This is a genomic window from Bacteroides sp. 1_1_14, assembly GCF_000162515.1.
GTDB lineage: Bacteria > Bacteroidota > Bacteroidia > Bacteroidales > Bacteroidaceae > Bacteroides > Bacteroides thetaiotaomicron.
In genome coordinates this window covers 81,620-106,835 of the sequence record NZ_GG774706.1, presented here as the reverse complement: position 1 = coordinate 106,835, position 25,216 = coordinate 81,620, and the positions used below count along the sequence as shown (strand labels likewise).

16 protein-coding genes are annotated in these 25,216 nt (G+C 45.3%); 8 read left to right on the top strand and 8 right to left on the bottom strand.

Features of this window, described 5'->3' with window-relative positions:
- Positions 1-66 precede the first annotated feature (66 nt).
- The 7 genes from HMPREF9007_RS12070 (at position 67) to HMPREF9007_RS12100 (ending at position 9,798) form a co-directional block, all read left to right on the top strand.
- Positions 67-1,203 carry a GNAT family N-acetyltransferase gene (locus HMPREF9007_RS12070; protein ID WP_008761753.1) on the top strand — a complete coding sequence of 379 codons (1,137 nt, stop codon included), beginning with the start codon at positions 67-69 and terminating at the stop codon, positions 1,201-1,203.
- Between the two features lie 5 nt (positions 1,204-1,208).
- The gene (locus tag HMPREF9007_RS12075) at positions 1,209-3,086 is read left to right on the top strand and encodes a DNA topoisomerase IV subunit B (protein ID WP_008761752.1); all 1,878 of its coding nucleotides are present in this window, start codon (positions 1,209-1,211) and stop codon (positions 3,084-3,086) included.
- The gene (coaD, locus tag HMPREF9007_RS12080; RefSeq protein WP_008761751.1) at positions 3,083-3,538 is read left to right on the top strand and encodes a pantetheine-phosphate adenylyltransferase; all 456 of its coding nucleotides are present in this window, start codon (positions 3,083-3,085) and stop codon (positions 3,536-3,538) included. The genes HMPREF9007_RS12075 and coaD overlap by 4 nt, the downstream gene beginning before the upstream one ends.
- Before the next feature lie 111 nt (positions 3,539-3,649).
- Entirely contained in the window at positions 3,650-5,233 is a 1,584-nt protein-coding gene (locus tag HMPREF9007_RS12085) for a S41 family peptidase (protein WP_032850459.1), read from the top strand.
- An 80-nt stretch (positions 5,234-5,313) separates the two neighbouring features.
- Positions 5,314-7,896 (top strand): outer membrane beta-barrel family protein, encoded by a 2,583-nt coding sequence (locus HMPREF9007_RS12090; RefSeq protein ID WP_008761749.1) that lies wholly within the window; start codon positions 5,314-5,316, stop codon positions 7,894-7,896.
- 242 nt (positions 7,897-8,138) lie between these two features.
- Positions 8,139-8,648: an RNA polymerase sigma-70 factor gene (locus HMPREF9007_RS12095; protein ID WP_008761748.1), complete on the top strand. Its 510-nt coding sequence runs from the start codon at positions 8,139-8,141 to the stop codon at positions 8,646-8,648.
- Between the two features lie 16 nt (positions 8,649-8,664).
- Positions 8,665-9,798, top strand: a complete 1,134-nt coding sequence (locus tag HMPREF9007_RS12100; protein ID WP_008761747.1) for a FecR family protein — start codon at positions 8,665-8,667, stop codon at positions 9,796-9,798.
- Between the two features lie 97 nt (positions 9,799-9,895).
- Here HMPREF9007_RS12100 and HMPREF9007_RS12105 read toward each other — a convergent pair whose 3' ends face one another.
- Complete coding sequence (locus HMPREF9007_RS12105; RefSeq protein ID WP_008761746.1) at positions 9,896-10,351, bottom strand: hypothetical protein; 456 nt, start codon at positions 10,349-10,351, stop codon at positions 9,896-9,898.
- 906 nt (positions 10,352-11,257) lie between these two features.
- Between HMPREF9007_RS12105 and HMPREF9007_RS12110 the strand changes: the two genes are divergently transcribed.
- Positions 11,258-11,896 (top strand): HU family DNA-binding protein, encoded by a 639-nt coding sequence (locus tag HMPREF9007_RS12110; protein WP_008761745.1) that lies wholly within the window; start codon positions 11,258-11,260, stop codon positions 11,894-11,896.
- Here the strand turns inward: HMPREF9007_RS12110 and rhuM are convergent.
- The 7 genes from rhuM to HMPREF9007_RS12145 form a co-directional block, all read right to left on the bottom strand.
- A complete protein-coding gene (gene rhuM / locus HMPREF9007_RS12115; protein ID WP_008761744.1) occupies positions 11,817-12,650 on the bottom strand; it encodes a RhuM family protein in 834 nt (277 codons plus the stop codon). The two genes, HMPREF9007_RS12110 and rhuM, sit on opposite strands and share 80 nt — an antisense overlap.
- Positions 12,651-12,793: 143 nt before the next feature.
- Positions 12,794-14,380 carry a glycoside hydrolase family 30 protein gene (locus tag HMPREF9007_RS12120; RefSeq protein ID WP_008761743.1) on the bottom strand — a complete coding sequence of 529 codons (1,587 nt, stop codon included), beginning with the start codon at positions 14,378-14,380 and terminating at the stop codon, positions 12,794-12,796.
- Between the two features lie 251 nt (positions 14,381-14,631).
- The gene (locus tag HMPREF9007_RS12125) at positions 14,632-15,519 is read right to left on the bottom strand and encodes a DUF4361 domain-containing protein (protein ID WP_008761742.1); all 888 of its coding nucleotides are present in this window, start codon (positions 15,517-15,519) and stop codon (positions 14,632-14,634) included.
- A gap of 48 nt (positions 15,520-15,567) precedes the next feature.
- Entirely contained in the window at positions 15,568-17,550 is a 1,983-nt protein-coding gene (locus HMPREF9007_RS12130) for a RagB/SusD family nutrient uptake outer membrane protein (protein WP_008761741.1), read from the bottom strand.
- 39 nt (positions 17,551-17,589) lie between these two features.
- Entirely contained in the window at positions 17,590-20,685 is a 3,096-nt protein-coding gene (locus HMPREF9007_RS12135; RefSeq protein ID WP_032850408.1) for a TonB-dependent receptor, read from the bottom strand.
- 22 nt (positions 20,686-20,707) lie between these two features.
- Complete coding sequence (locus HMPREF9007_RS12140) at positions 20,708-22,006, bottom strand: IPT/TIG domain-containing protein (RefSeq protein ID WP_008761739.1); 1,299 nt, start codon at positions 22,004-22,006, stop codon at positions 20,708-20,710.
- A gap of 354 nt (positions 22,007-22,360) precedes the next feature.
- Positions 22,361-25,048 carry a hypothetical protein gene (locus tag HMPREF9007_RS12145; RefSeq protein WP_008761738.1) on the bottom strand — a complete coding sequence of 896 codons (2,688 nt, stop codon included), beginning with the start codon at positions 25,046-25,048 and terminating at the stop codon, positions 22,361-22,363.
- Positions 25,049-25,216: the final 168 nt, after the last annotated feature.

The window sequence follows — 25,216 nt, the reverse complement described above, 5'->3', positions numbered from 1 at the left end:
TCCACCCGCAGCGTTGTAATTTAAAGATTATCACGTATCTTTGCCCCTCAATCATAAATACGAGATATGGCTATTACAATCAAGAAAGTCTCTACAAAGAGAGAACTTAAGAAGTTTATTCGCTTTAATTACAGGATGTATAAGGGCAATCCATATTCCGTGCCCGACCTTTACGACGATATGCTCAACACATTCAACAAAAAGAAGAATGCGGCATTCGAGTTCTGTGAAGCAGATTACTTCCTGGCATACCGGGACGACAAAATCGTAGGTCGTGTGGCCGCTATCATCAATAACCGTGCCAACGAAAAGTGGGAATGCAAGAACGTCCGTTTCGGATGGATAGATTTCATTGATGACCCCGAAGTATCATCCGCACTCATCAAGACCGTCGAAGACTGGGGAAAAGAGCGCGGCATGACCCACATCACAGGTCCTCTGGGATTCACCGATTTCGATGCGGAAGGAATGCTGATCGAAGGATTCGACCAGCTCAGCACAATGGCTACTATCTACAACCACCCGTATTACCCCGTACACATGGAGAGACTCGGTTTCGAGAAAGACGCCGACTGGGTGGAATACAAAATCTACATCCCCGATGCCATCCCCGACAAGCACAAGCGTATCTCCGAACTGATTCAACGAAAATACAACCTGAAGATAAAGAAATACACCTCCGGAAGAAAAATAGCCAAAGACTACGGACAGGAAATCTTCGAACTGATGAACGAAGCATACAGCCCGCTCTACGGCTACTCCCCGCTGACGCAACGGCAAATCAACCAGTACGTAAAGATGTATCTCCCGATTCTCGACTTACGGATGGTTACCCTCATTACCGACGCCGACGACAAGCTGGTATGCGTAGGCATCTCCATGCCGTCTCTTGCCGAGGCCCTGCAAAAGTCACACGGCCGTCTGCTCCCTCTAGGATGGTTCTATCTGCTGAAAGCACTGTTCATGAAACGCCGTGCCAAAATGCTTGACCTGCTGCTTGTAGCAGTCAAACCGGAGTACCAGAATAAAGGTGTTAACGCTTTGTTATTTTCCGATTTAATTCCGGTTTATCAAAAATTAGGTTTTATCTTTGCGGAAAGCAACCCCGAACTGGAACTGAACGGAAAAGTTCAGGCACAATGGGATTACTTTGAGACTAAGCAACATAAGCGCCGCCGTGCGTTCACCAAAGAGATTAAATAACAGCTATGGAAGAGAACGAATTGATATCTGTAGACAACAACAATGCAGTAGAGTACACTGACGACAACATCCGCCACCTGAGCGACATGGAACATGTGCGCACACGCCCCGGTATGTACATCGGTAGGCTGGGCGATGGCGCGCACGCCGAAGACGGAATCTATGTCCTCCTCAAAGAAGTCATTGACAACAGTATCGACGAGTTCAAGATGCAAGCCGGTAAGAAAATCGAAATTACCGTTGAAGAGAACCTCCGCGTCAGCGTACGCGACTACGGACGAGGCATCCCGCAGGGAAAGCTGGTAGAAGCCGTAAGCGTACTGAACACGGGTGGTAAATACGACAGCAAGGCATTTAAGAAAAGCGTCGGACTGAACGGTGTCGGTGTGAAAGCCGTCAACGCATTGAGCTCTCGTTTTGAAGTACGCAGCTACCGTGACGGTAAAGTGCGTATCGCCACATTCTCCAAAGGCAACCTGCAGACCGACGTGACGCAGGACACTGAAGAGGACAACGGAACCTTTATCTTCTTCGAACCGGACAATACGCTGTTCGTCAACTACTGCTTCAAGCCCGAATTTATCGAGACCATGTTGCGTAACTATACGTACCTCAACACGGGACTCGCCATCATTTACAACGGTCACCGCATCCTGTCGCGCAACGGTCTGGTAGACCTGCTGAACGACAACATGACGGCAACCGGCCTCTATCCCATCGTCCACCTGAAAGGAGAAGACATCGAAATCGCCTTCACTCACACCGGACAGTACGGAGAAGAGTATTACTCCTTCGTCAACGGTCAGCACACCACACAGGGGGGTACCCATCAGAGTGCTTTCAAAGAACATATCGCCCGTACCATCAAAGAGTTCTTCAACAAGAACATGGACTATACCGACATCCGTAACGGACTGGTTGCCGCCATCGCCGTCAATGTGGAAGAGCCGATCTTCGAAAGCCAGACCAAAACGAAACTGGGATCTACCAACATGACTCCCGGCGGCGTGACAGTCAACAAATACGTAGGCGACTTCATCAAACTGGAAGTGGACAACTTCCTGCACAAAAACGCGGACGTAGCGGAAGTAATGCAGCAAAAGATACAGGAATCGGAAAAGGAACGGAAAGCCATCGCAGGCGTCACGAAGCTGGCACGCGAACGTGCCAAGAAGGCCAACCTGCACAACCGCAAGTTGCGCGACTGCCGCATCCACCTCAACGACCCGAAAGGGAAAGGAATGGAAGAAGACTCCTGCATCTTCATCACCGAGGGAGACTCGGCGAGCGGTTCCATCACCAAAAGCCGTGACGTAAACACTCAGGCAGTATTCAGCCTTCGCGGTAAACCGCTGAACTCGTTCGGACTGACGAAAAAGGTAGTCTACGAAAACGAAGAGTTCAACCTGCTGCAAGCTGCGTTAAATATAGAAGACGGCATAGAAGGACTCCGTTACAACAAAGTGATCGTTGCCACCGATGCCGATGTGGACGGTATGCACATCCGTCTGCTGCTCATCACGTTCTTCCTGCAATTCTTCCCCGACCTCATCAAGAAAGGTCACGTATATATTCTGCAAACGCCGTTATTCCGCGTGCGCAACAAGAAGAAAACGGTGTATTGCTACAGCGAGGACGAACGGGTGAACGCCATCAACGAACTAAGCCCCAACCCGGAAATCACCCGATTCAAGGGACTGGGAGAAATATCACCGGACGAATTCAAGCACTTTATCGGCAAGGATATGCGCCTGGAACAAGTGACATTGCGTAAGACAGATGCCGTAAAAGAACTGCTGGAGTTCTACATGGGCAAGAATACAATGGAACGACAGAACTTTATTATAGACAATCTGGTTATAGAAGAAGACTTGGCATCATGAGAAAAGCAATATTTCCGGGTACATTCGACCCCTTCACCATCGGTCATTATTCGGTAGTGGAACGTGCACTCACCTTTATGGACGAGATAATCATCGGGATCGGTATCAACGAAAACAAGAATACCTATTTCCCCATCGAGAAAAGAGAAGAAATGATCCGGAATCTCTACAAGGACAATCCCCGCATCAAAGTGATGTCTTACGACTGTCTGACGATAGACTTTGCCCAACAGGTAGAAGCACAATTCATCGTTCGCGGCATCCGCACGGTCAAGGATTTCGAGTACGAGGAAACGATTGCCGACATTAACCGCAAACTGGCGGGCATCGAAACCATCCTGCTCTTCACAGAACCGGAACTGACCTGCGTCAGCTCAACGATTGTACGCGAGCTGCTGACTTACAACAAAGATATCAGCCAGTTTATCCCCGAAGGAATGGAGATAAATTGAAAGTCGGTAGTATCTCTATTGAGGCTGACTTTAAAGTCAGCCTCAGGGGAATGAAGATAGTTTGGATAACGCAAAGGTAACTTGCGAAACTTGAAATAATAATTAATGATGATGATGAAGATTAAAGTATACGCCCTCCTGGTTTGTCTGTTGGCAACGTCTACTGCACAGGCCCAAAGTTTCGGCTCTGCCGCCATGCGCAAACTCCAAATGGCGGAATTCGCGATTTCCAACTTCTACGTAGACAAAGTAGATGAAGACAAACTGGTAGAAGAAGCTATCATCAAGATGCTGGCACAGCTCGACCCGCACTCCACTTACTCGGATGCCGAAGAAGTGAAGAAGATGAACGAACCGCTTCAAGGCAACTTCGAAGGCATCGGCGTACAGTTCCAGATGATCGAGGACACCCTACTCGTCGTACAACCCGTCAGCAACGGCCCCTCCGAGAAAGTGGGCATCCTTGCCGGCGACCGCATCATTGCCGTCAACGACTCCGCCATCGCAGGAGTAAAAATGAGCACGGAAGATATCATGAAGCGCCTGCGTGGCCCGAAAGGTTCGAAAGTCAACCTGACCATCGTCCGCCGTGGAGTACAAGACCCGCTCGTGTTCACCGTGAAAAGAGATAAGATACCTATCCTGAGTCTCGACGCTTCCTACATGATTCAGCCAAAGATCGGATACATCCGCATCAACCGCTTTGGCGCAACCACCGCCGAAGAATTTAAGAAAGCAATGAAAGACCTGCAAAAGCAAGGCATGAAAGACCTCATCCTCGACCTGCAAGGCAACGGCGGAGGATATCTGAACGCCGCCATCGACCTTGCCAACGAATTCCTCGGACAGAAGGAACTGATTGTTTACACCGAAGGCCGGACCGCACAGCGCAGCGAGTTCTTCGCCAAAGGAAACGGAGAGTTCCGTGACGGCCGCCTCATCGTACTGGTAGACGAATACACCGCTTCCGCCAGCGAAATCGTGAGCGGCGCAGTGCAGGACTGGGACAGAGGTATCATCGTAGGCCGACGTTCTTTCGGCAAAGGACTGGTGCAACGTCCTATCGACCTGCCGGACGGCTCCATGATCCGACTGACCATTGCACGGTACTACACCCCTGCCGGTCGTTGCATCCAAAAGCCTTATGACAGCTCGACCGATTACAATAAAGACCTGATAGACCGCTTCAACCACGGAGAACTGATGAATGCCGACAGCATCCACTTCCCCGACTCATTGAAAGTGCAGACCAAGAAACTGAAACGTACCGTCTACGGCGGAGGTGGCATCATGCCGGACTACTTCGTTCCGATTGATACGACACTCTACACGGACTATCACCGGAAACTGGTCGGCAAAGGAGTCATCATCAAATTCACAATGAAATTCATCGAAGATCACCGCAAGGAACTGGCCGATAAATATAAGAAGTTCGACAGCTTCAACGAAAAGTTTGTTATCGACGACGATATGCTCGCCACCCTCCGCGAAATGGGCGAGAAAGAAGGGGTGAAATTTAACGAAGAGCAGTATCAGAAGGCACTTCCGCTGATCAAGACACAGCTCAAAGCACTGATAGCCCGTGACCTCTGGGATATGAACGAATATTTCCGCGTCATGAATACAACGAACGAAAGCGTGCAGAAAGCATTGGAAATCCTCCGTTCGGGAGAGTATCAGAAGAAGTTGAAATAAACATCGAAAAATAAAACGGATAAACCGTACCCGATCAGACACCTTGATTGTAGTATAAGTAAAATCATTAAAACAGAAGTATGATACGACAGTTTGGTTTTACTTGGACAGCAATCAGCTGGTTACTGATGGGATACGGTTTATTTTTTGCCCTTTCCCCTTTGCAGGCGCAGACCGCCATCAAGAAATTCTCACTAGAGCTAAAGAACGAAAGCCTGCCCGAAGCACTGAAGCAGTTGGAAAAGGCAGGAGGAAAAAACATCCTCTTCACCTACAACGGAACAGAAAGTTATCGGGTGACCGTCAGCATCCGCGAAAAGACGGAACGCGAAGCCATCGACCTTGTACTGGCCGGCAAACCCTTCCTTTGCATCGAACGGGAAGAGTATTTCGTCGTGCAGCGGAAGAAGTCGGACAAAGCCATCGCCATAGAAGGCAAAGTATATGACGAAAAAGGAATCCCCCTGCCCTTTGTCAACATTCTCGCCCTTGCCGCCGATTCCAGTTTCCTTGCCGGAAGCGTGACCGAAGAAGACGGCTCCTTCCATCTGCCCCCGGTAGCGGGAGAAGACTGTCTGCTGAAAGCGACCTACATAGGATATCGCCCGCAAATCATCCCCTGCCGGCAACAAAACACCATCCGCCTGCAACCCGACACAGAGCTACTGAAAGAAGTAGTCATCACCGCCTCCCGCCCGCTGATAGAACGGAAAGACGGAACGTTGAAGGCCAATATAGCCGGAACGCCCCTTTCACTGATGGGATCAGCCAAAGAAATGATCTCCCACCTCCCTTTTGTCACCGGCTCGGACGGAGAATTTACCGTACTGGGCAGAGGCACCCCCGAAATCTATATCAACGGTCGCAAGGTTAGAGACAAGACCGAACTGGACCGTCTGCAAGCAAACGAAATACTATCGGCAGAAATCATCACCACACCGGGCGTACAATATGGCTCTTCGGTAGGCGCTGTCATCCGTCTGCGCACCATCCGCAAACGCGGACAGGGAATGAGCGGCAGTTTCTACACCGACTACTCGCAAGGACGCGAACCGATCGGCAACGAAGGCATATCCCTGAACTACCGTACCGGCGGACTGGATATTTTCGTAAAAGGCGACTTTGCAGAAATCAACAATTACAGAACGGGCACCTCCAGCCAGGACATTTATGCTTCATCCAACTGGAACCAATCGACAGAGGACAAAAGCAAACAAACCTATCGCACCTTCAACGGCGAACTGGGATTCAACTACGAAATAGACGAAGACCAGTCATTCGGCATGCGCTACATGCCCGGCACGAACATAGGCAATGCACATACTACCAATGAAGGGACAACCCTCATCCTGCAAGACGGCAAAGAAGCAGACCACCTGCACGCCCTCCGCCAAACAGATGCCCACACCGGCTGGTGGCAGGCAGCCAACGGATACTACAACGGCACTTTCGGCAAATGGAATATCGACTTCAACGCCGACTACCTGTACGGCCGGGACCGCATCCGTCAATATGCCGAAAACAACGGAACCGAAGACGCCACTTCGAGCAACCGCGTACGCAACCACCTCTATGCCGCCAAACTGCTGCTCACCGCCCCACTCTGGAAAGGCAAACTCAGTTTCGGCACAGAAGAGACATTCACCAACCGCCACGATGTATTTCTCCAAAGCGGCTTCTCCGCCGATGCCGACGACCGCATCAAACAAACGATGCTCTCCGGATTCATCGACTACAGCCTGTCATTGGGAAAGTTCAACATCCTTGCCGGACTGCGCTATGAATTCCAACAAACAGATTACTACGAGAAAGGGATTCACCAAGACGACCAAAGCCCCATCTACCGCGACTGGATACCGGTAATCAGTATCAGATATACCTCCGGCAACTGGTTCTTCGCCCTTTCTCACCGTACGCTGAAGTACAGTCCCAGCTATGACATGCTCACCAGCGCCATCACCTATCAGAACAAATACTCCTACCAGAGCGGGGAACCGTTTCTCGTTCCTCAGATACGCCGTTCAACCGCTTTCGATGTCGGATGGAAATGGATCAACTTCAGCATCAACTATGACCATTGCTGGAATATGTACACCAACTATACCCGACCGTATGACGACGTCAACCATCCCGGCGTACTGCTGTTCGGTATGGCAAGCATTCCGCATACCAACATATACGGAGCCAACATCACCCTCTCACCGAAAATCGGCATCTGGCAGCCTCAGTTCACCACCAGTGTCAACTGGTATGACTCGCACGCTGCCTGCATAGGCATTCTCCAAAGCTGGAATGAACCACGATTCCATTTCAGTTTCGACAACAACTTCAGCTTCCCCAAAGGTTGGTTCTTCAACATCAAAGGAGTACTTTCGCCCGGCGCCAAACAAAGTTACGCCATCTGGAAAACCGAAGGAAGAGTAGATGCCCAACTGACCAAATCGTTCCTGAAAGACCAGGCGCTGAAAGTATCGGTAACCGCGAAAGACCTCTTTCACACCGCCCACAGATACTTCACCATCTATGGAGACCGGACTTTCAGTTCCAACCGTGATTACTTAGATCAGCAGCGCTTCGGTATCCGGCTGAGCTATCAGTTCAACGCCACAAAGAGCAAATATAAAGGAACCGGAGCCGGAGCAAGCGAAAAGTCACGTTTGTAATTCCCGGTTTCACAAAGATGACCAACAAGTCGGTTCCATCACAAGAGAGGCTGACTAAAAAGTCAATAGTATTCCCAATCTCCTCCTTCGGGAAGGAGGAGTACCCGTAGGGGGAGGTGGTAGGTGAACACATTAAAGTTACTACCGACTTTTTAATCAGCCCCCTACTTAGGTTACTACTGATTTTTTAGTCGAACTCAGGGAAAAGTACTATTTTTGCAGCTTCAGAATCCAGATAAAGAATGTTCCTGTTCCATAAAAACCAGACAAAACGAGAGGCCTTCGGGCAAATGTTTACGGAAATGTACCCGCGAATGGTCCGTTACGCCTCACAACTGATGGGCGACGGAGAGGAAGCACGGGACATCGTAAGCGAAGTAATGGAACAGGCCTGGAAACACTTCGACCAATTGGACGAGGCCGACCGCGGAGGCTGGATTTATACAGCAGTCCGCAACACCTGCCTCAACCGGATGAAGCATCTGCAAGTGGAACGGGACAATGCGAAAGCACTCTACGAAGCGACGCTGGCCGATGTAAAAAGTAACTATCGGGAACACGAAGCACTGTTGCAGAAAGCGGAAACGATAGCCCGAAGCCTGCCGGAACCGACTTGCACCATCCTGCGGCTATGCTATTACGAACATCTCACCTATCGGGAAGTCGCCCAACAACTCGGCATCAGTCCCGACACGGTAAAAAAACATATATCCAAAGCATTGCGTACACTACGCGAAGCCATGAAAGAATAAAGAAGGAGGACACGCTATGGAAGAAAAAGAAAAACGTATCAGCAAAGAAGAAGATTCCGGCTACGGACTGACAGCAGACAACGACAGTTGCAGGCTGGCAGACGGCGACAGTTCTGAACCGACAGACAGCAACAGTTGCGAACCGGCAGACAGCGACAGCTGCGAACCGGCAGACAGCGACAATTGTGAAGTGGCAACAGACGACCGTACCCCATTCTCTGAAAACGCAGAAACACGCCGTCTGCAAAATGCCTTTGGTGAAGCGTTGGGTGATCTGCCTCTGCCGGACGAAGTCCGGGAAGAATGGAGCACATTCCTGCAACGGCAGGCACAGCAGAAACGCAAACTTTATCTCCGCATCTGTCTATCCGGTGGTGTGGCAGCAGCCATCGCCCTGTTATTGTTACTTTGGTCCCCTTGGCACATCACGGACAAGGACAGCATCCTGCAGAACATCGAAATCTTCACCGCCCTCCATGCACCGGAACAAATTACCACTATCGAAGAGAACGGCAGAATCATCGTATCTACCCCGCCCGCCACGACCACCCGCCTCACATTGGAGGACGGAAGTCACGTCCTTTTAAGTGCAAACAGCCGTCTGGAATACCCCAAAGAGTTTTCCTCTCAGGGAAGCCGCACCGTAAACCTCACCGGAGAAGCACGCTTCGAAGTAACCAAAGACGCCCACCGCCCCTTCATCGTCTCTGCCGACAAAATGCAGACACAAGTGCTGGGCACCGTATTCGACGTAAATGCTTATCCCGGCAATGCCCCCGCCGTCACCCTGTATCAAGGACGAGTAAAGGTCGGCAAAGCAGCCTCTCCCATTGAGAAAGAAATAGTACCCGGACAATGTGCCACACTGACCACAAGCGGCGACATTCGTCTGGCGAAAGCCACACGGACAGAAAAAGAAGGATGGACCAAAGATGAGTTTTATTATGACAACACCGAAATGATAACCGTACTGCAAAATATAGGGACCTGGTATAATATCAGCGTCATCTGCCATTCTGCAGACCTTTTACACAAACGAGTCCATTTCCGTTTCAGCCGGAATGTTCCGATAAAGACTCTACTGAATGTACTGAATGATTTAGGCATCGCACACTTCCAGTATAAAGATAAACAAATAGTAGTAGAATAAACACAATCACTTCCTGGCGAAAAAACGAGCTTTCATCTGTCATCTTTCACCATTGGTCGTCAAACTCCTTATTCATCGGAGCTTCCGATGAGGCTGACTAAAAGTCGGTAGTATCTCTATTCTCCTCCTTCAGGAAGGAGGAGAATAGAGATAGCATACGCAATATGGCACCATAAAAAACAGAAATCCCTCTTCTCCGGATATTGTTCTTCCTGCTCAATCCGTTCTTCTTCTCCCTTGTACAAAAGCCCTTCACCAACTTCGAACGTATTTCTTCTGTCTCGCATAGCTCACACCTATTCTGCACATAGGTACGTGTCAATACCAAACGAATGATTTCCCGATTCGGACAGAAGCATTCATCTTTAGCCAAAGCAGCCAGCACCACATCCAGCAGGCAAAGGGTACATCGTAATTCTGTTTCCGATAATCGGTCGATACTCTCAATCTGTCCAAAACTGGGCCAGTTGTCTTTCAAAAAGGCAAGTTTATTGGTGGAGCTTTGTAAATCAAGCTTCATCAGGCAGGGACGGGGACAAGTAGAATCATTCATCACTACTATTTTTTATTTGTTTGTGTATTTGCGTATCTCCAAAAAGAAGGCGCAGAAACTATTACTATACTATCTCATGAGAGGCTCTGGCAAGCCCGCACTAGAATAATAAGCAATAGCTCCACGCCCATTGAGATATATAACAAATATATATACAATGTGGACGTGGAGACTGACCGCCTATTACCTGCTAGTGCTAAATGTGCCAGATTTCTCATCACAGATAATAAAAACGTTATCTCCAAATCAATAAAACATATCTTCATTCAGAAGATACGCCACAAATATAGGCATATTTTCCTAATAAGAATACCATTAAGGAAGTAAAATGAGTAAATAGAAGGGAGATGAACAAAATCGTCTACAGCCAACAGACTATGTTCCTTCATCGCACGAGATACAAGAATGATTTCCCCTTCTTATTGCCTCTGCACAAAGAACAAGCTGCACGAATACCCAAAAGAAGCAGGGATACTTTGTTTATCTCCCTATTATAGTTTATCTTTGCTACTGATATAGCTAGTTGTTCACGACCGTGATCAGCTCTTACCACGGCCGTAATCAACGCTCTTCACGGCCGTGAGCAACATTTACCACGGCCGTGAACAACTAATGATGCAAGCACCTTCATCCAACAATGCAGGCATCATAAACCAAAGATAAAGGCAGGATAACTTATGTATGAACGCTTGACAGCAAGCAGACAATCACTATATAACCTGAGTTCTGTCCAAGTCCGGAAACTAATGATTAGTTTTGCAGATCAAAGGTTTCGCCATGGACGAATACCAAAAATATCATGTCAAAACCCTGTCGCCTGTAGAAGAAGCATATTTTGACAGTATCAAAAAACTGACAACCGAAACAAAGAAGAAGAAAAAGAAATAAAATACAATAAACAGTATCATGGCAATACAATTTGAACTCTACAAGTCTCCTGCCCGGAAGGACGAAGAAGACAAGGAACTCTACCACGCACGGGTAGTCAACTTTCAGCATATCGACACCGACTATCTCGCTAAAGAAATACAACAAGCGACTTCGCTGACCGAAGGGGATGTAAAAGCCGTCCTCGAGTCGCTGAGCCACTTTATGGGATCACGCCTCCGGGAAGGGGAACGTGTTCACCTCGACGGCATCGGCTACTTTCAAGTAAAGCTGAACAGTCTGGAACCGATCACCTCGCCCAAGCTGAAAGCAAACCAAATGAAACTCAAAGCAAACATCGGCTTCAAGGCAGATAAAAAACTAAGAAGTTCGGTGAGTGTCGTCAAGGTGGAACGCAGTAAACTGAAGTTACACTCAGTGCCACGCTCCAACGAAGAGATAGACAGACTGCTGACCGCGTATTTCAGTAATAACCAAATACTGACCCGCTCGGACTTTCAAGGACTTTGCAAACTTACGCTTACCACTGCCGCCCGACATATCAAACGGCTGAAAGAAGAAAAGAAGTTGCAGAATATCAATACTCGTCAGAGTCCGGTTTATGTTCCGATGCCGGGATATTATGGTAAGCCGGAAGTAGAAGACACCGTAAAATAAGGGAAAGACAGAAAAATATGGCTTCAATAAGGGTGAGAGATGCTGCACCAGAACAAGAAAAGCAATGAGTATTGATAGAACTTTTGAACGATTGGTCTTTTTCATTTCCAAACAAGTCACTGCTTCCAAACTTTTCCTGTAATAAATGAATAGCGCCCATCGCTTCTTCGTAGGTGGCACGAAACTCCCGGCTGGGAGTAGTGGAGACTACTTCCAGTTGCTGGAAATCGTATTTATCAAGTGTGTCCAGACCATAAGTGTAGTCGGTGATGACACGCAACAGTCCGTTAGCCTCATCCAATGTTAGTTGCTTGTGCTCGATGACGTTGGAAAGGAGGCGAACAGTATTCTTCAAGTCTTCCAATTGCTCTATCTTTACTTGCTGGTTGATGGCATAACCTTTAATCAGGTATTCTTTCAAAACTTTGTTTGCCCAAACACGGAATTGAGTGCCGCGTTGCGACTTTACACGATAGCCGACGGAGATAATCACATCCAAATTATAAACAGCCGTCTCATATTGTTGGTCACTATAACTACCCATATGTGCAAATTTTGCACATGTGATATCACGTTCAAGTTCACCTTCCCTATAGACATTATTAATATGCCTGCCTATAACAGTACGATCCTTCTGAAACAATTCTGCCATTTGAGCCTGAGTCAGCCACACTGTTTCATCCTCCAACTTCACATCAATTGAAGTCTTCCCATCTTTTGTCTGATAAATGACAATATTTCCTCTATCGTTCATAAAATGCCTCCTTTTTTATGCATTGCGCCCGTCCATTGCCTTGGTTAGCAATGGACGGGCGTACAAATGTAATACTTTAAAAAAGAAAAAGGCGACATACCGGCCTTTTATTCGACCGGACAAACCCATAATTGACTCTTATATTAAAGCGATTGATTCAATAAAGTTATAATCGAACGTGCCGGAATCCGAACTGTTCTTCCACTCTTCACTTTCTCAACGGGTAGCAGATCTTCTCCTTCTACATCCGAAGTGCGATACACCTGCCATCGAGTTTTCTTGCCATTTATCTTATTGATTGAAAACTCTTTGTCTTCCTGCGCATAGTTAATGAGAACAACAGCGTATGAGCCGTCCGCATTTTGATAAGCAGAACACATCAGTCCTTTTTGGTCCGTATCGCCTCCGGGGATTAAATTCCCCGCTTGATCGAAAGCAGAAACCGACAGGCGGACAGCTCCCGGACGGATGAAACGACTATAATTACCCAAAGCCCACATGAGTTTGGAGTCTTCTACCCGACCATCCTTCAAGTCATCATTCGTGTATTCCCGAATCAGCCCGTCTTTATAATCACCGCCGACGGCACGCCACCACTGCCAGCTCTTCGCTCCCGCATACACGATGTCATGATGGATGATACGGGCAACGTAAAGTGCCGTCTTCATCGTACGGTCGAAGCCGTGACCGCCACCTATCTCTTCGTCATTCCCCATGATACAGGTTTCTGACTGCCAGAAGCCGACGTTGTATTTATCCAGAGCTTCACGCAGTTGGCAGCGCATGGCACGCAGTTCACTCAGAGGAGTCGTTGTCCAGTAACTATGACCAAGCATCAGTCGGGGCACATTGGGCGTATCACCTAAATACGTATCCACACTGTCCGGGCAAAAGAAAGCCTGAATCTGATAGCCACGCTGCCAGTCCGTCTGATGGGTACGGAGCATACAGCGATAGTCCGAAGATTCGTTCACCATAATCTGCGTATCCATTTTCCGGTTCACAAACTCCCGGCTTAGCAGACGGACGGTTCGGGCTACTTCCCGATTGGTTGCCGGAGAACCTTCCTGCTTCGGCCCTACCCAGTTCCAATGCCCGTCCGGTTCGTTGAAAGGACAGATATAGTTGAACTTTATTCCGTCGTGCTTCTCTATTCCTTCTACTACATCGGCCAGGAAACGGACATATTTCTCGTAACATTCCGGCTTCAGATTGGCGGTTCCTCCACGACCGGTATTGGTAGCCAGACCGTTCTGAGTATAATATACGGGAGGGGAATTCAGAAATGCGAGGAATTTAGTGACGCCCCGTTCTTTTGCCAGTTTCAGAAAGTTGCGTTGCCCCTGTTGCTTGTTCCAGTCGTAGGTTCCGTCGGCTTGCAGAAAACATTCGGTACGCATCCACGAAGAACCGATCTGACTGGCTTCCCCCTGCTCGGTACTACCTGCACCGACGTTGAAACGCCAAAGAGACAAGCCGATTCCCTTCGGTTTTCCATTCGCATCGTTCTCTGTGCTGAAAAGCCAGTCGGCTATCTGGTTTTGTTTCTCCTGCGGCCACAAGCCAAGGATATGCATACTCCAGGCATCGGAAGCGCCGAAGTGTTCCATTGTCTGCAGAGGTTTGTCCACTTCAATCTGATAACGCAGGTCGGGGGCGGGTTGGGAACATCCGCCTACCATACCTATATATAAGAAAGCTAAGGCGACTGACAGTAATTTATAGTTCATCGTGAAATTTGTTTTTTATAATTTTTAAAGTGATAGTACAAAAATACGTGATTACGGCTAACTTTGGGGAATACAAAACGACCAAAAACTACCACAAATCTTGCAATGTCACAAATTATAAGGCTGAATAAAAACAAACTGACAGGTTTAAGAATTCCTTGAACCTGCCAGTTATTATTTCATCGACTTAAAGCAACACCTTTTTCTACCTTGCTGATAACCTAATTCAGTTACTAGATTTATAAGCTCATTTAGTTGCTACCTGCATCTTCATCCTGATAGGTAAACGTACCCACCATCTGATAAGTCTTGCCATCCGCAGTATACTTATAATCTACATTAAAGACTTTCGAGTTCTGATTATAAGTACATGTACCATCAATCAAGTCAAAGTCCTCCCATGCCGAGATACTGACATTGTTACCAGCATCAACTTTCAGTACAACAGCATGTTTCTTGATATTGGCAGTTGTTTCCGCCTGTTGCTCGTTATAGAAACGTACTGCATTTTCTTCTGTAGCTTTCAATGTTCTGACTATAGTAATAGAAGTGGATGCAACTATTTCATCATTACTATCCAGTTCGTGCCGAAGAGCCTTGAAGATGTAATTACCTGAGTATTTATTTACCAGATTGAAGGATACAATAAGTGCCGAGTCCTTCTGGTTGATCTCATAACCGGCAGAAGAAGAAGCAATCTTGAAAGTTATCGCATAAAGCGAATCGCACTCCAGACCTTCTGTTTTAACTTTAAAGGGAACTCTCGCATAAGTTTCGCCGGCTTTCAATGTAGTAGTATAGGAAGGTACCTCAAAAGCACTGGCAGCAAGTCCCTGATATTTGATATCGGTGGCAAGGAACTTGAACTTTTTATTATACCAGTCAATTACACTGTTATGGCTTTCCAGAGTCACATCCACATTCCCGTCAATCAAAAGAGAGCCACTTACACCCACTGTAATGAATCCTTCCTGCACTTCACTGCTATAAGCAAGCTCTTTAGTCACAAGATTGCTGGAAGCGCCGATCAGATAGAGCGTCTTCTTATATTGCTCCTTATCAAGCGGGCTTTCATAATCACAGCTACTTAAAACGACCAATAACAAAAGTATCGGATATAGTATTTTATTGATATTCATAACAAACGTTTTTTACTTAATTATTAATTCTGTACTTCGTGTGCAAAATTACCATCCCGGATTCTGAACCAGTTTCGGGTTCTTATCCATCGTTGTACGAGGGATAGGCAGGAAGTAATCTTTATAAGAGAATACACGATGCGAACGAGTATTATTGATCACTGTTTCCGTATGGAATGCTTTACGGTCTGTGCTACGTGCAGCAATGTTCATACCTGTTACAGGCTCATTGTATGCATCGATCGCATCTCCCCATCTACGCAAATCGTGATAACGTCTGCCTTCACAGAAAAACTCCACCCGTCTTTCACGCTTAATCAAATCCCGCATCGTAGTCACATCCCTTGCATCATCCGCTGTAATGCCCGGCAAACCGGCTCTATAGCGAACCATATTAAAGTATTTCACCATCTCGTCTACATCACGGCTCACTGTAATCCCATTCTCTTCGTCGGTATATGTATTACTTCCCAACTCATTCAATGCTTCCACATAGTTGAGCAGCACCTCTGCATAACGCATGATCGGGAAAGTTTTCGACTTCATCATACCTTTCAGCTGATCCTCTACATAATGAATGTACTTCTTGCAGGTAAAACCAGTGTGGTTATAATCTTCAGGATGATCGGACGACGGTGCAGCAGTACCATTAGCATAGTAAGTAACTGTCTGCTTAGTCTGATTACCTTCGGTTCCGATGTAAGAAAGTCCGCTCCAGTAGCAATGGTTAAAACCTACGCTGGCATAGAAACGCATTTCCATCTTATCAAACATCTTAGCAGCATCAGATGGAAGTGTATAGTCAGAGAAAGACTGTGAACTACCACCAATGGCTTCCCAGTAATTTGTGGGATAAAGTGGTGAGTTATTGATGTCGCTACCGTCTTCCATACGGAAAGCTTTCACAGTCGCATAAGTAATATTCAACCCATTACCACCACCCAGGCTCGTAGGAGTAGCAATCCATGCCGGAGAGTCGCCAGCTGTACTAGAGTAGCCGCACATATAAATAAACTCGTCATTATTATAAGCCGGAGTTTCACCATTGAACATAAAAGCATAAGAACGAAGCGCATCTATACCTCCCGCTCCATTAGGATAGTTATCGTCAGGCACATTCTCCGGTAGCGGTTTTGTGTCTAGTTTTCTCTCAACAGTGTGCAGCTTATATTTAAAGCTACCAGTTTCCGAGCCCTTAATCAAACGTTTGGCAAGAAGAGCGGCTGTTCCCCATTTGGATTCGTCTTTGACTTGAGGCATAAAGTTGGTACCGTCCGTACGCTTCCAATCAGCATAAAACTCATTTCCGTTGTACCAAGGACTTGCTTCGATCAGTCTTACTCTTCCCATCAATGCCAATGCCGCTCCCGAGGTAGGCAGATTGACTAGGGTAGACGTACGGCTGGAAGGAAGATATTCGTATGCTTTCTCAAAATTCTCGCAGATATAGTTAATACAATTCTCGTATGTCTCTCTTTCCAATGACATGCTTTCCGCACTGGCATCCACATCATAAGCCGTTTCAGGCACAATGGGCACAGGTCCGTAAGCCTCTACCAGTTTATAATAGAAATAAGCTCTCAAGAAATAACAACGTCCCATAAAGTCACGCAAATCGCTCGTAGTAATATCCTCACATTCATTGATTCTTTCCAAGACGAGGTTGGCTTTACGAATACCTTTATACCAAGTACCATAGTTATTATAGAAATCACTCTGTGGAGTCACTTCGTCCACCATCAGCTGGATAGCTTTATGACGGGAGTCATTCCATGATGTAAAGTTCTCGTCCGAAGCTCCCTGATAAGGCGACCAAGCATTGGTCCACAAGTCTCCTTCATTAGGTAATAACTTTCCGGCACCATTGATATATTCTTCCAGATATTCCTTACGTTTAAATACAGAGTCTAGCTCAAAAATCTCATCGAAGTATGAGTCTACATCCAGGTAGTCGTCACAGGAGGTAAACATACTTCCTGTGCAACACATCAGTGCCATAGCGGCTATGCAATATATTTTTCTGAAATTCATAATTATACGATTTATGATAATGTTACAATTGAAACGGGATTAAAACGTCACATTAAGCTGAAGGGTGAATTTCCGTTGCAGAGGATACACGGCACCGTTTGACGATGCCTGCTCCGGGTCCCAAAGTTTCACCTTATCCCACACATGCAGGTTTTCGCCTACAAGGCTCAAGGTAGCGTTCTGTACACTAATCTTATCTCGCAACCATGCGCTGGTGAATCTATAAGACAACTCGATATTTTTCAATCTGAAATAGCGGCCATCTGCCAACCAAAAGGTAGATGCGCGGTTATTGTTCTTATTCTCACCATAAGTCAGACGCGGGAAACGCGCGTTCGGATTTTCCGTACTAGCGTCACCGGAATATTCTCTCGGTGTCCAGCGATTCTTTTGATCAGCTACAATGTTAAGTACATTGCCTCGCGTTTCCCAAGCAAACGGATAGTATCCTGACCCCCCATAGAAATATTGCACTTTACCTACACCTTCAAAGAAAATGCTGGCAGTAAACTGTTTGTATCTGAATTCAGCAGCAAAACCATACTGAAGAGTCGGAGTATTCGAATAGGATAACGGTACAATATCATCATCATTGATAACACCATCACCATTGACATCTTTATACTTAATGTCACCTGGACGCACATCAGAAGAGTAGGTTTGAACAGGACTACTTTCAATATCTGCCTGATCTTTGAACAAACCTAAAGATATCAAACCGCGTTGCACTCCATAAGGAACGTCTACAAAAGACTGATAAGGATATACTACGCCTGATTGCTCCCAATAGGTTACGTTATTGCGGGCGAATGTCCAGTTGCCACGAACTGTCATTCCAAAATCTTTGGTGAAATTATGGTTGAACGTTATGTTTCCATCAAATCCCCATGATTCCATTCCACCGATGTTGGTATACGGATTGGTTACAAAACCTGCTTCTTCAGGAATGTTGGCACGTTGCTGGAAGATACCTTTGTTTTTATCCTTAAAGATGTCGGCAGTCAGTTCCACTTTGTCATTAAACATTTTCAGGTCTACACCAATATCCATTTTGGTTGTCTCTTCCCAGTTCAAGTCATTGGCACCTACGCGGCTCTCGCCAACGGTGCTACCAGGCCATGTTACTGAGCTATAATCGGTAGACACAGTAGAAAGGTACGGGAAGCGGATTTTCTTGATACGGTCATTACCTACTTTACCCAAAGAAGCTCTGAGTTTGAAGAAATCGAGGAACGGAAGTTTTTCACGCGTCCATTCATACTGAGTAGGCACCCATCCCAAAGCTACTGCCGGGAACCACCCGTAGCGGTTGCCTTTCTTGAATTGCTCGGAACCGGTATATCCTACATTGAATTCAAACATATAAGTATCCTTATAAGAATAAGTAGCACGAGCAGAAATAGCCTGATAACGTTTAGGAATGGAACGAATTCTTTCATCCAATGTGGTGTCGTCATCATCATTATTCAGATAAGAGTCTTTATTTTCCTGACGGTAGGCATTAAGTAATCCGGTCACACGATGGTCTTCGCCAAAGATTCTTTCGTAATTGATATTTCCTTCAAAATAATACTGACGGGCAATGCGGCGATAATCGCTGTAAGTCATATCAGTAGCACTCGATGTACGTTTAGAGATCAATGCTCCATTCTGCTTTCTTCCTGTGGCATAATATAAGTCCGGAGTCTTGGTACGATACTGGTCAAAGTAGCCGGTATAGTTAAATGAGAATACGCCTCTTGCAGACAATCCTTTTGTGATGAAATCCAACTTCTGATTCAGACTGGCATTCATACGGGTGGCCTGTGTTTCACTGATCTTATACCCTGTATAGTTCAACTGTACATAAGGAGAAACCTCATCCGAGTTTCTACCAAATGATGGAAGAGTACCATTGGAGTATTTCACCGGAACGATTGTTGCCGGAAGATTAGCTTGCGCCGACCATAATGCATTGTTATTATCACCATATCCCGGAGAATTACGTTTAGTGATAATGGTTTCCATATTCAAAGAGAGTAGAGTTGTTTTAGTCATATTGGCGTCTACGTTCGCTCTGAAATTATATTGATGGTAATCCACATTAGTATTATGTTTACTTACCGACTTATCTTGTTTGAAAACAGCTCCTTGGTTCATGATACCCATACTTACATAATAACGTGCATTGGTACCACCACCAGAAAGACTCAGGTGATGTTGATTGTCAATCACATAGTCATTCAGAATCACATCTCTCCAATTCACATTCGGATAAAGATCCGGATCGAGACCGGAACGGAACAGTTGGATTTCAGAATTAGTATAAATCGGATTCTTACCTCTGACAACACGTGCTTCATTAGCAAGGTTTGCATAGCCCACTGCATCTACATACTCCGGCATGCGGGGAGAATAGGAATATGTGGCATTTGTCTTGAAGTTAACAGTTAACTTACCGGCTTTACCTCTCTTGGTAGTTACAATTACTACGCCATTGGCACCACGCACACCATATAGGGCAGTTGCCGAAGCATCTTTCAAAACTGAGAAACTTTCAATATCTGCAGGGTCGAGTGTATTCAAGTCACCTTCTACACCATCAATCAAGATCAGCGCCGAAGCATTTGCCCCAAACGTACTGATACCACGTACCCAAAATTCAGAGAAGTTATTGCCCGGCTCACCACTACGAGTCACACCAATGATGCCCGGCACACGACCTTGAAGCATATTGGATACGGAAGTAGCAGGAACCTGCAACTGTGCCGGATCAACAGAAGTAATAGCTCCCACAACAGAAACTTTACGCTGTGAACCACGACCTACTACCACTACTTCATCCAAACTACTGATACTTTGTTTCAATACAATAGTCTCACGCTCTTTAGATTCGGTTACTTTCACTTCTTTATTCTCAAAACCTACATAAGAAAACACAACGGTAGATTTGGGAGGAATATTATTCAAACGGAACTTTCCGTCCAAGTCGGTGATTACTCCGATAGATGTCCCTTTCACAGCAACACTCACACCTATAAGTTCCAATCCATCTTCACCAATGACAGTACCGGAATATGTCAATCCTCCCTGCGCATAGGCCATAGAAGAGAAGATGCCGCATAATATAAATAAGATGCTTATTATTTTTTTCATGATTAATTCCTGATTAATGTGTTTATTCTACTGAGTACTTTCTTAAAGCCGGATTTTCACGCTGAGCAATCCAAAATCCACCATTCCCGTCATAACTGATATCTTGGGGATTTGCAAATAAAGCAATATCAGGAGAACCATCGTCATCACCTTTTACACCAGCTGTACCCAAAATAGTAGTTACATATCTTTTTTCCATTTTCTCATCATAAGCTATTTTACGAATCACATGATTATTCTCCTGACAAACGAAAATATTACCATCTTCATCTATTGTTAGGCCACGCAAAAACTGGAATTCTGCCTCATCAGTCAGAAAACCATCTGTAGTTCCTGTATTATTCTGGTTAATCTGCTCGTAAGCATGTGTACCATCTTCTTTTACCCAAACTTTCAGAATCTTATTTTTATCAGTAGTTACATAGAAACAATCTTCAAAAGCACTATAAGCGATGTAAGCGAAAGGACCGCCACTAAAATCATTATGTTCAAACAAAATCTCATTATGAGTTGGATTATTGACTTCAATACGTCCCAAACGACCATTTCTCGTAACATAATACAACCATTGGTTATCACCATTCAAAGCCACAGCCCAAACATCGGTACCTGAACTGATATCACTTAGTCGAGAAGGAACCCATGCCTGCGATTTCTTATAAACATAAACGGTATTAGCTCCATTAATGGTAGCACCATAAGCCAATGTTTTATCATTGGATACCGCCACTTTTCCAACCACAGGACCGTTTTGGATAGTAATCACAGCATCTTCGTCTATAGAAACATAACGTATACTGTTATTATTCCATGCCTGACCTATGATACCCGACTGTTCATCAATGCAAGCTACACCAAACATCTGCCCAAAAGTTGCCTCAGCCAGACTTCCATCTTTACCGGCACCATCAGCTTGTACAAAATCACCGGCAATAGTAGATACATTCTCAGACACAGAATATTTAAAAGTCTCATCAGCCACCACAGTCTGATCATTCACCTTAACCGTAATCTTATTGAAACCTTCTGCCTGACGTGGCGCCATACAATAAATCGTAGTATTATCTACTCCCACTACGGCAGCCTTGTTCTCCTTTTCCATATTATCTGTGAATAATACGGTTACCACAGATTTGTCATTTCCAAAGTTATTACCTATAATAATCACTTTCTCTGCTACCCGACCGGTATCCGGCGTAAAATAGTCAATAGTGACAGGTTTGTTCGGGTCATAGGAATCCGTACCTGATTCCTTGTTGTCATTACAGCACATCAGCACCAACGACAAAAACCCTAATAAGGGAAGAAATAGTCTTTTCATAACGTTTTTCTTTTTACATATTAAATTATTGGTTCACTAAAAATTCTTTATTGGCATATCAGCGTTATAAACGCAGGAAGATAAAACAGCACATATAATCAGGAAAAAGACATCGATTGACGAATGACTTTAGTTTTTTAAAGATTATATTAGTTTTCATTTTCATAATATTAGTTTATTTCGTTGTTATCTACAGCAAAGATACGAATGAGTGTAGATTTTACATTATAAAAATCATTCAAAAAACGTAGAGAATCATTCATAAACGATTTACACACGTTGGCTGCAAGAAACACAACTCCTTTCTTCCTCTTTAGCAGGACTTTATATGAATATGAATAATATAGATCGAGTTTAATAATCTATAGAGTAGATATTCAATGATGACGGACTACCTTTATACAATGTCTCTACATTTATTATTAACGGCGCCGAATTATCGGAATTATAGCATCGAATGACTGCTTCACCCTTTTCATTCGTTTTCACATTCGGATTCCAGTATAGTGTGCGGCGAGAATCTTCCGTATAGAGAGGAGCGCCATCAGGATAAGCTGGTGAATAAAATTCCAAGGGCTCATTATATCCTTGTATATAGGTATGACGAATCCCCCGCCGGGCTTTATAAGTTTTGTTCGGGTCCCAGTCATCAATCGTAGTGATGGAGCAAACTACTACTGACGATTTCTGCAACGGACTTTTCTTCATAGTCTTTCTATCTTTCTCACCCCAAAGTGCATCTGGTCCGGAATCCGCACCTATAGCATCCTGCAAAGGCAACTCACTCAAATCTCCATCCTGCCAGCGACCACTCCAAAAATTATTTGCTGTAAATTTCGTCACTCTATTACTCTGCTTGTTCATCACAAAAACAGATTCCCCTCCTGCCTGATCATAATAAAGCATGATAGATTTAATAGCATCCACATCTTTGTCCAACACATAATCCGTTTTACCATAAGATAAAACCCCACCGTTGACTATAAATAAAACTCTTGAGTTATTATAGTGCAGGCTCAATGAATCACTCAATCTGAAATTAGGATTTAATTCCTTCAACAGCATAGGCAGATTGTACACCGCTTCTCCTTTATCACGCATTTTATCTACCACCTGCGTTATATTATAATAACCCAGAATCTCTTTTTCAAAGCGTTCAGTTTGCTTCAATAACAAGTTCAGACGCTTGGCGTTCACCACCACTTCATCCAGCAAATGATGATCCGGTCCGAATACAGAATCTTTATAAGCAATATCCAAGGTGTCCAACAACTGTTTCAAATCACCCGTCTCTTTCCATTCCGGATTCAGCTCATAATAATCAAGTTTCCGTAAGGAAGGCTCAAAATTACGGAACAACTTCACGACTGCCTGCTTGTTCCACTTCTTTCCCTCGTTCCGTGTCTGTATGAGAGCATCCATAGAACCGCTAAAACCATCTACCGGCGCACTAAAATACCCCAATGAATCCGTTTTTGTCATACCTGCAATAGAGACCGAATCCCTGCGCGCAAGAATACTCACCCCGACATTCCGTAACGCCTTACCGAAATAAGATTCGACCTGCCCATACAGGGTCAGCGAGGTCTCCGGAAGATACCGAGGCAAGAAAGGACGTTTACCTATCAGTCGGGAAAGGTCATACTTCCGCCAGCCACGTACCAATAGGAGGACATCCAACATTTTGAAACGTTCGGCAGACTGGTTCTCAAAATAAAAACCGGGTTGATGAATATAGCCTTTCAGATCGGAGACAAGCAACAAATCCGTATAAATGGAATGATCATATTCCCGAAAATCAGACTCCACACCGTTGCGGATAGATACAGAAAGATTGGCCTGTACCGGACGATTCAGATGATCTCTCACTTTAATCCGGCAAGTCACCGGCTCAAAAGGACGATACAGGGCGTGATCCGTTTTACAGGCAAGGAGCATGGAAGAACGCGGCATCACATAACAAAAACGCTCGCATAACGTTTCCCCTTTCAGATTGACCAGAGATATCTGTTGCACTCCGGGCGGTAGTTCTTTAGTCGAAATCCGGAATTGGCAGTTCAATTCATCTTCAAAGTCCAGTGTCATACATTTGTAAGGTCGCCCCTGAGAAGATACAAAAACAGCCAGTGTGTCTTTCATTGCCTGTGAACTGCGGGCTACAGTGATATCCAACATTTCCCGCCGGTTATCGATTCGGAGTACATATCCTTGTGGAAGAGCTTCCGGAAGGTCAAACTGATAAGTGGAGCCTTCATAATCAATTTTTGCCACGCCCGCCTTTTCTTCGGGCTTATACTCAAAGTAACCCATCCCGTCATGCAATGAACGGATATGCGCCAGTTCTTCACCACTCGGCAAAACCACTGTTCCCTCTACATCAGCAGCTCCTTTGTCGCGGCTGGTGGCTTCAAAAGCTACAATCGAAGATATGCCTTTCACCAATTGTCCACCCTCCGGAAAAAAGCGGACTGTAAACTTCTTCTCTTTATCCTTCGGCCTCTGTTTCATCGAAGCGTCCATACGATAGGTAGCTATACTCCGAGGAGTCTCTTTATCGCTCAGCCGTTTCCGATAGACGGGTAATACACGGGAAAAACAGTAAGGGTTATCAAAAGCAAGCATCCACTTTGTATAGGCACGCATTTCATAATAACCGGTAAAGAAGGTATTGTTCAAAATGATTTGTCCCGTTCCCTCCCCATCCGTAAGCTGAATAATTTGCCGCTCTACGACATTTCCCAACTGGTCCAGTAATTCTACATACAAAGGTTTGCTGATCGTCGTCGGTAAGTTTTGTTCAGCTGTCACTACATACGCTTTGAACCAAATCGTATCACCAAGGTAATAACTTGCATTATCCAAATGAAGACTCACTTTCTCGCGAGGGTACGAATCTGCGAAGTTCTGTGCATAACGGAAATATCGGGAAAAGATTGTATCGGATGACTGCGCATAAACGTTCGCTGTACACAAGATGAACAGAGTGGTAATAAAAAATGCCTTCCAGCTTTTATCATGTTCGTGTAAAGAATCAGATTCCATTTTCTGCAAGTATTAGATTCGGTTATTTGATTGATTGCAAAATTACAGTTGTTTTATTTTATTCGCTGTAAAAATCATGCAGAAAGGGTAGAAAATCATGCAATGAATCATTTGTCTATACTAAATACAAGATTTATTTGTACTTTTGAGAGTGAATATCAAGGAATA

Coding starts and splice junctions, on each gene's coding strand:
- HMPREF9007_RS12070 (WP_008761753.1), top strand. CDS start 67: ATGGCTATTACAATCAAGAAAGTCTCTACAAAGAGAGAACTTAAGAAG.
- HMPREF9007_RS12075 (WP_008761752.1), top strand. CDS start 1,209: ATGGAAGAGAACGAATTGATATCTGTAGACAACAACAATGCAGTAGAG.
- coaD (WP_008761751.1), top strand. CDS start 3,083: ATGAGAAAAGCAATATTTCCGGGTACATTCGACCCCTTCACCATCGGT.
- HMPREF9007_RS12085 (WP_032850459.1), top strand. CDS start 3,650: ATGATGAAGATTAAAGTATACGCCCTCCTGGTTTGTCTGTTGGCAACG.
- HMPREF9007_RS12090 (WP_008761749.1), top strand. CDS start 5,314: ATGATACGACAGTTTGGTTTTACTTGGACAGCAATCAGCTGGTTACTG.
- HMPREF9007_RS12095 (WP_008761748.1), top strand. CDS start 8,139: ATGTTCCTGTTCCATAAAAACCAGACAAAACGAGAGGCCTTCGGGCAA.
- HMPREF9007_RS12100 (WP_008761747.1), top strand. CDS start 8,665: ATGGAAGAAAAAGAAAAACGTATCAGCAAAGAAGAAGATTCCGGCTAC.
- HMPREF9007_RS12105 (WP_008761746.1), bottom strand. CDS start 10,351: ATGAATGATTCTACTTGTCCCCGTCCCTGCCTGATGAAGCTTGATTTA.
- HMPREF9007_RS12110 (WP_008761745.1), top strand. CDS start 11,258: ATGGCAATACAATTTGAACTCTACAAGTCTCCTGCCCGGAAGGACGAA.
- rhuM (WP_008761744.1), bottom strand. CDS start 12,650: ATGAACGATAGAGGAAATATTGTCATTTATCAGACAAAAGATGGGAAG.
- HMPREF9007_RS12120 (WP_008761743.1), bottom strand. CDS start 14,380: ATGAACTATAAATTACTGTCAGTCGCCTTAGCTTTCTTATATATAGGT.
- HMPREF9007_RS12125 (WP_008761742.1), bottom strand. CDS start 15,519: ATGAATATCAATAAAATACTATATCCGATACTTTTGTTATTGGTCGTT.
- HMPREF9007_RS12130 (WP_008761741.1), bottom strand. CDS start 17,550: ATGAATTTCAGAAAAATATATTGCATAGCCGCTATGGCACTGATGTGT.
- HMPREF9007_RS12135 (WP_032850408.1), bottom strand. CDS start 20,685: ATGAAAAAAATAATAAGCATCTTATTTATATTATGCGGCATCTTCTCT.
- HMPREF9007_RS12140 (WP_008761739.1), bottom strand. CDS start 22,006: ATGAAAAGACTATTTCTTCCCTTATTAGGGTTTTTGTCGTTGGTGCTG.
- HMPREF9007_RS12145 (WP_008761738.1), bottom strand. CDS start 25,048: ATGGAATCTGATTCTTTACACGAACATGATAAAAGCTGGAAGGCATTT.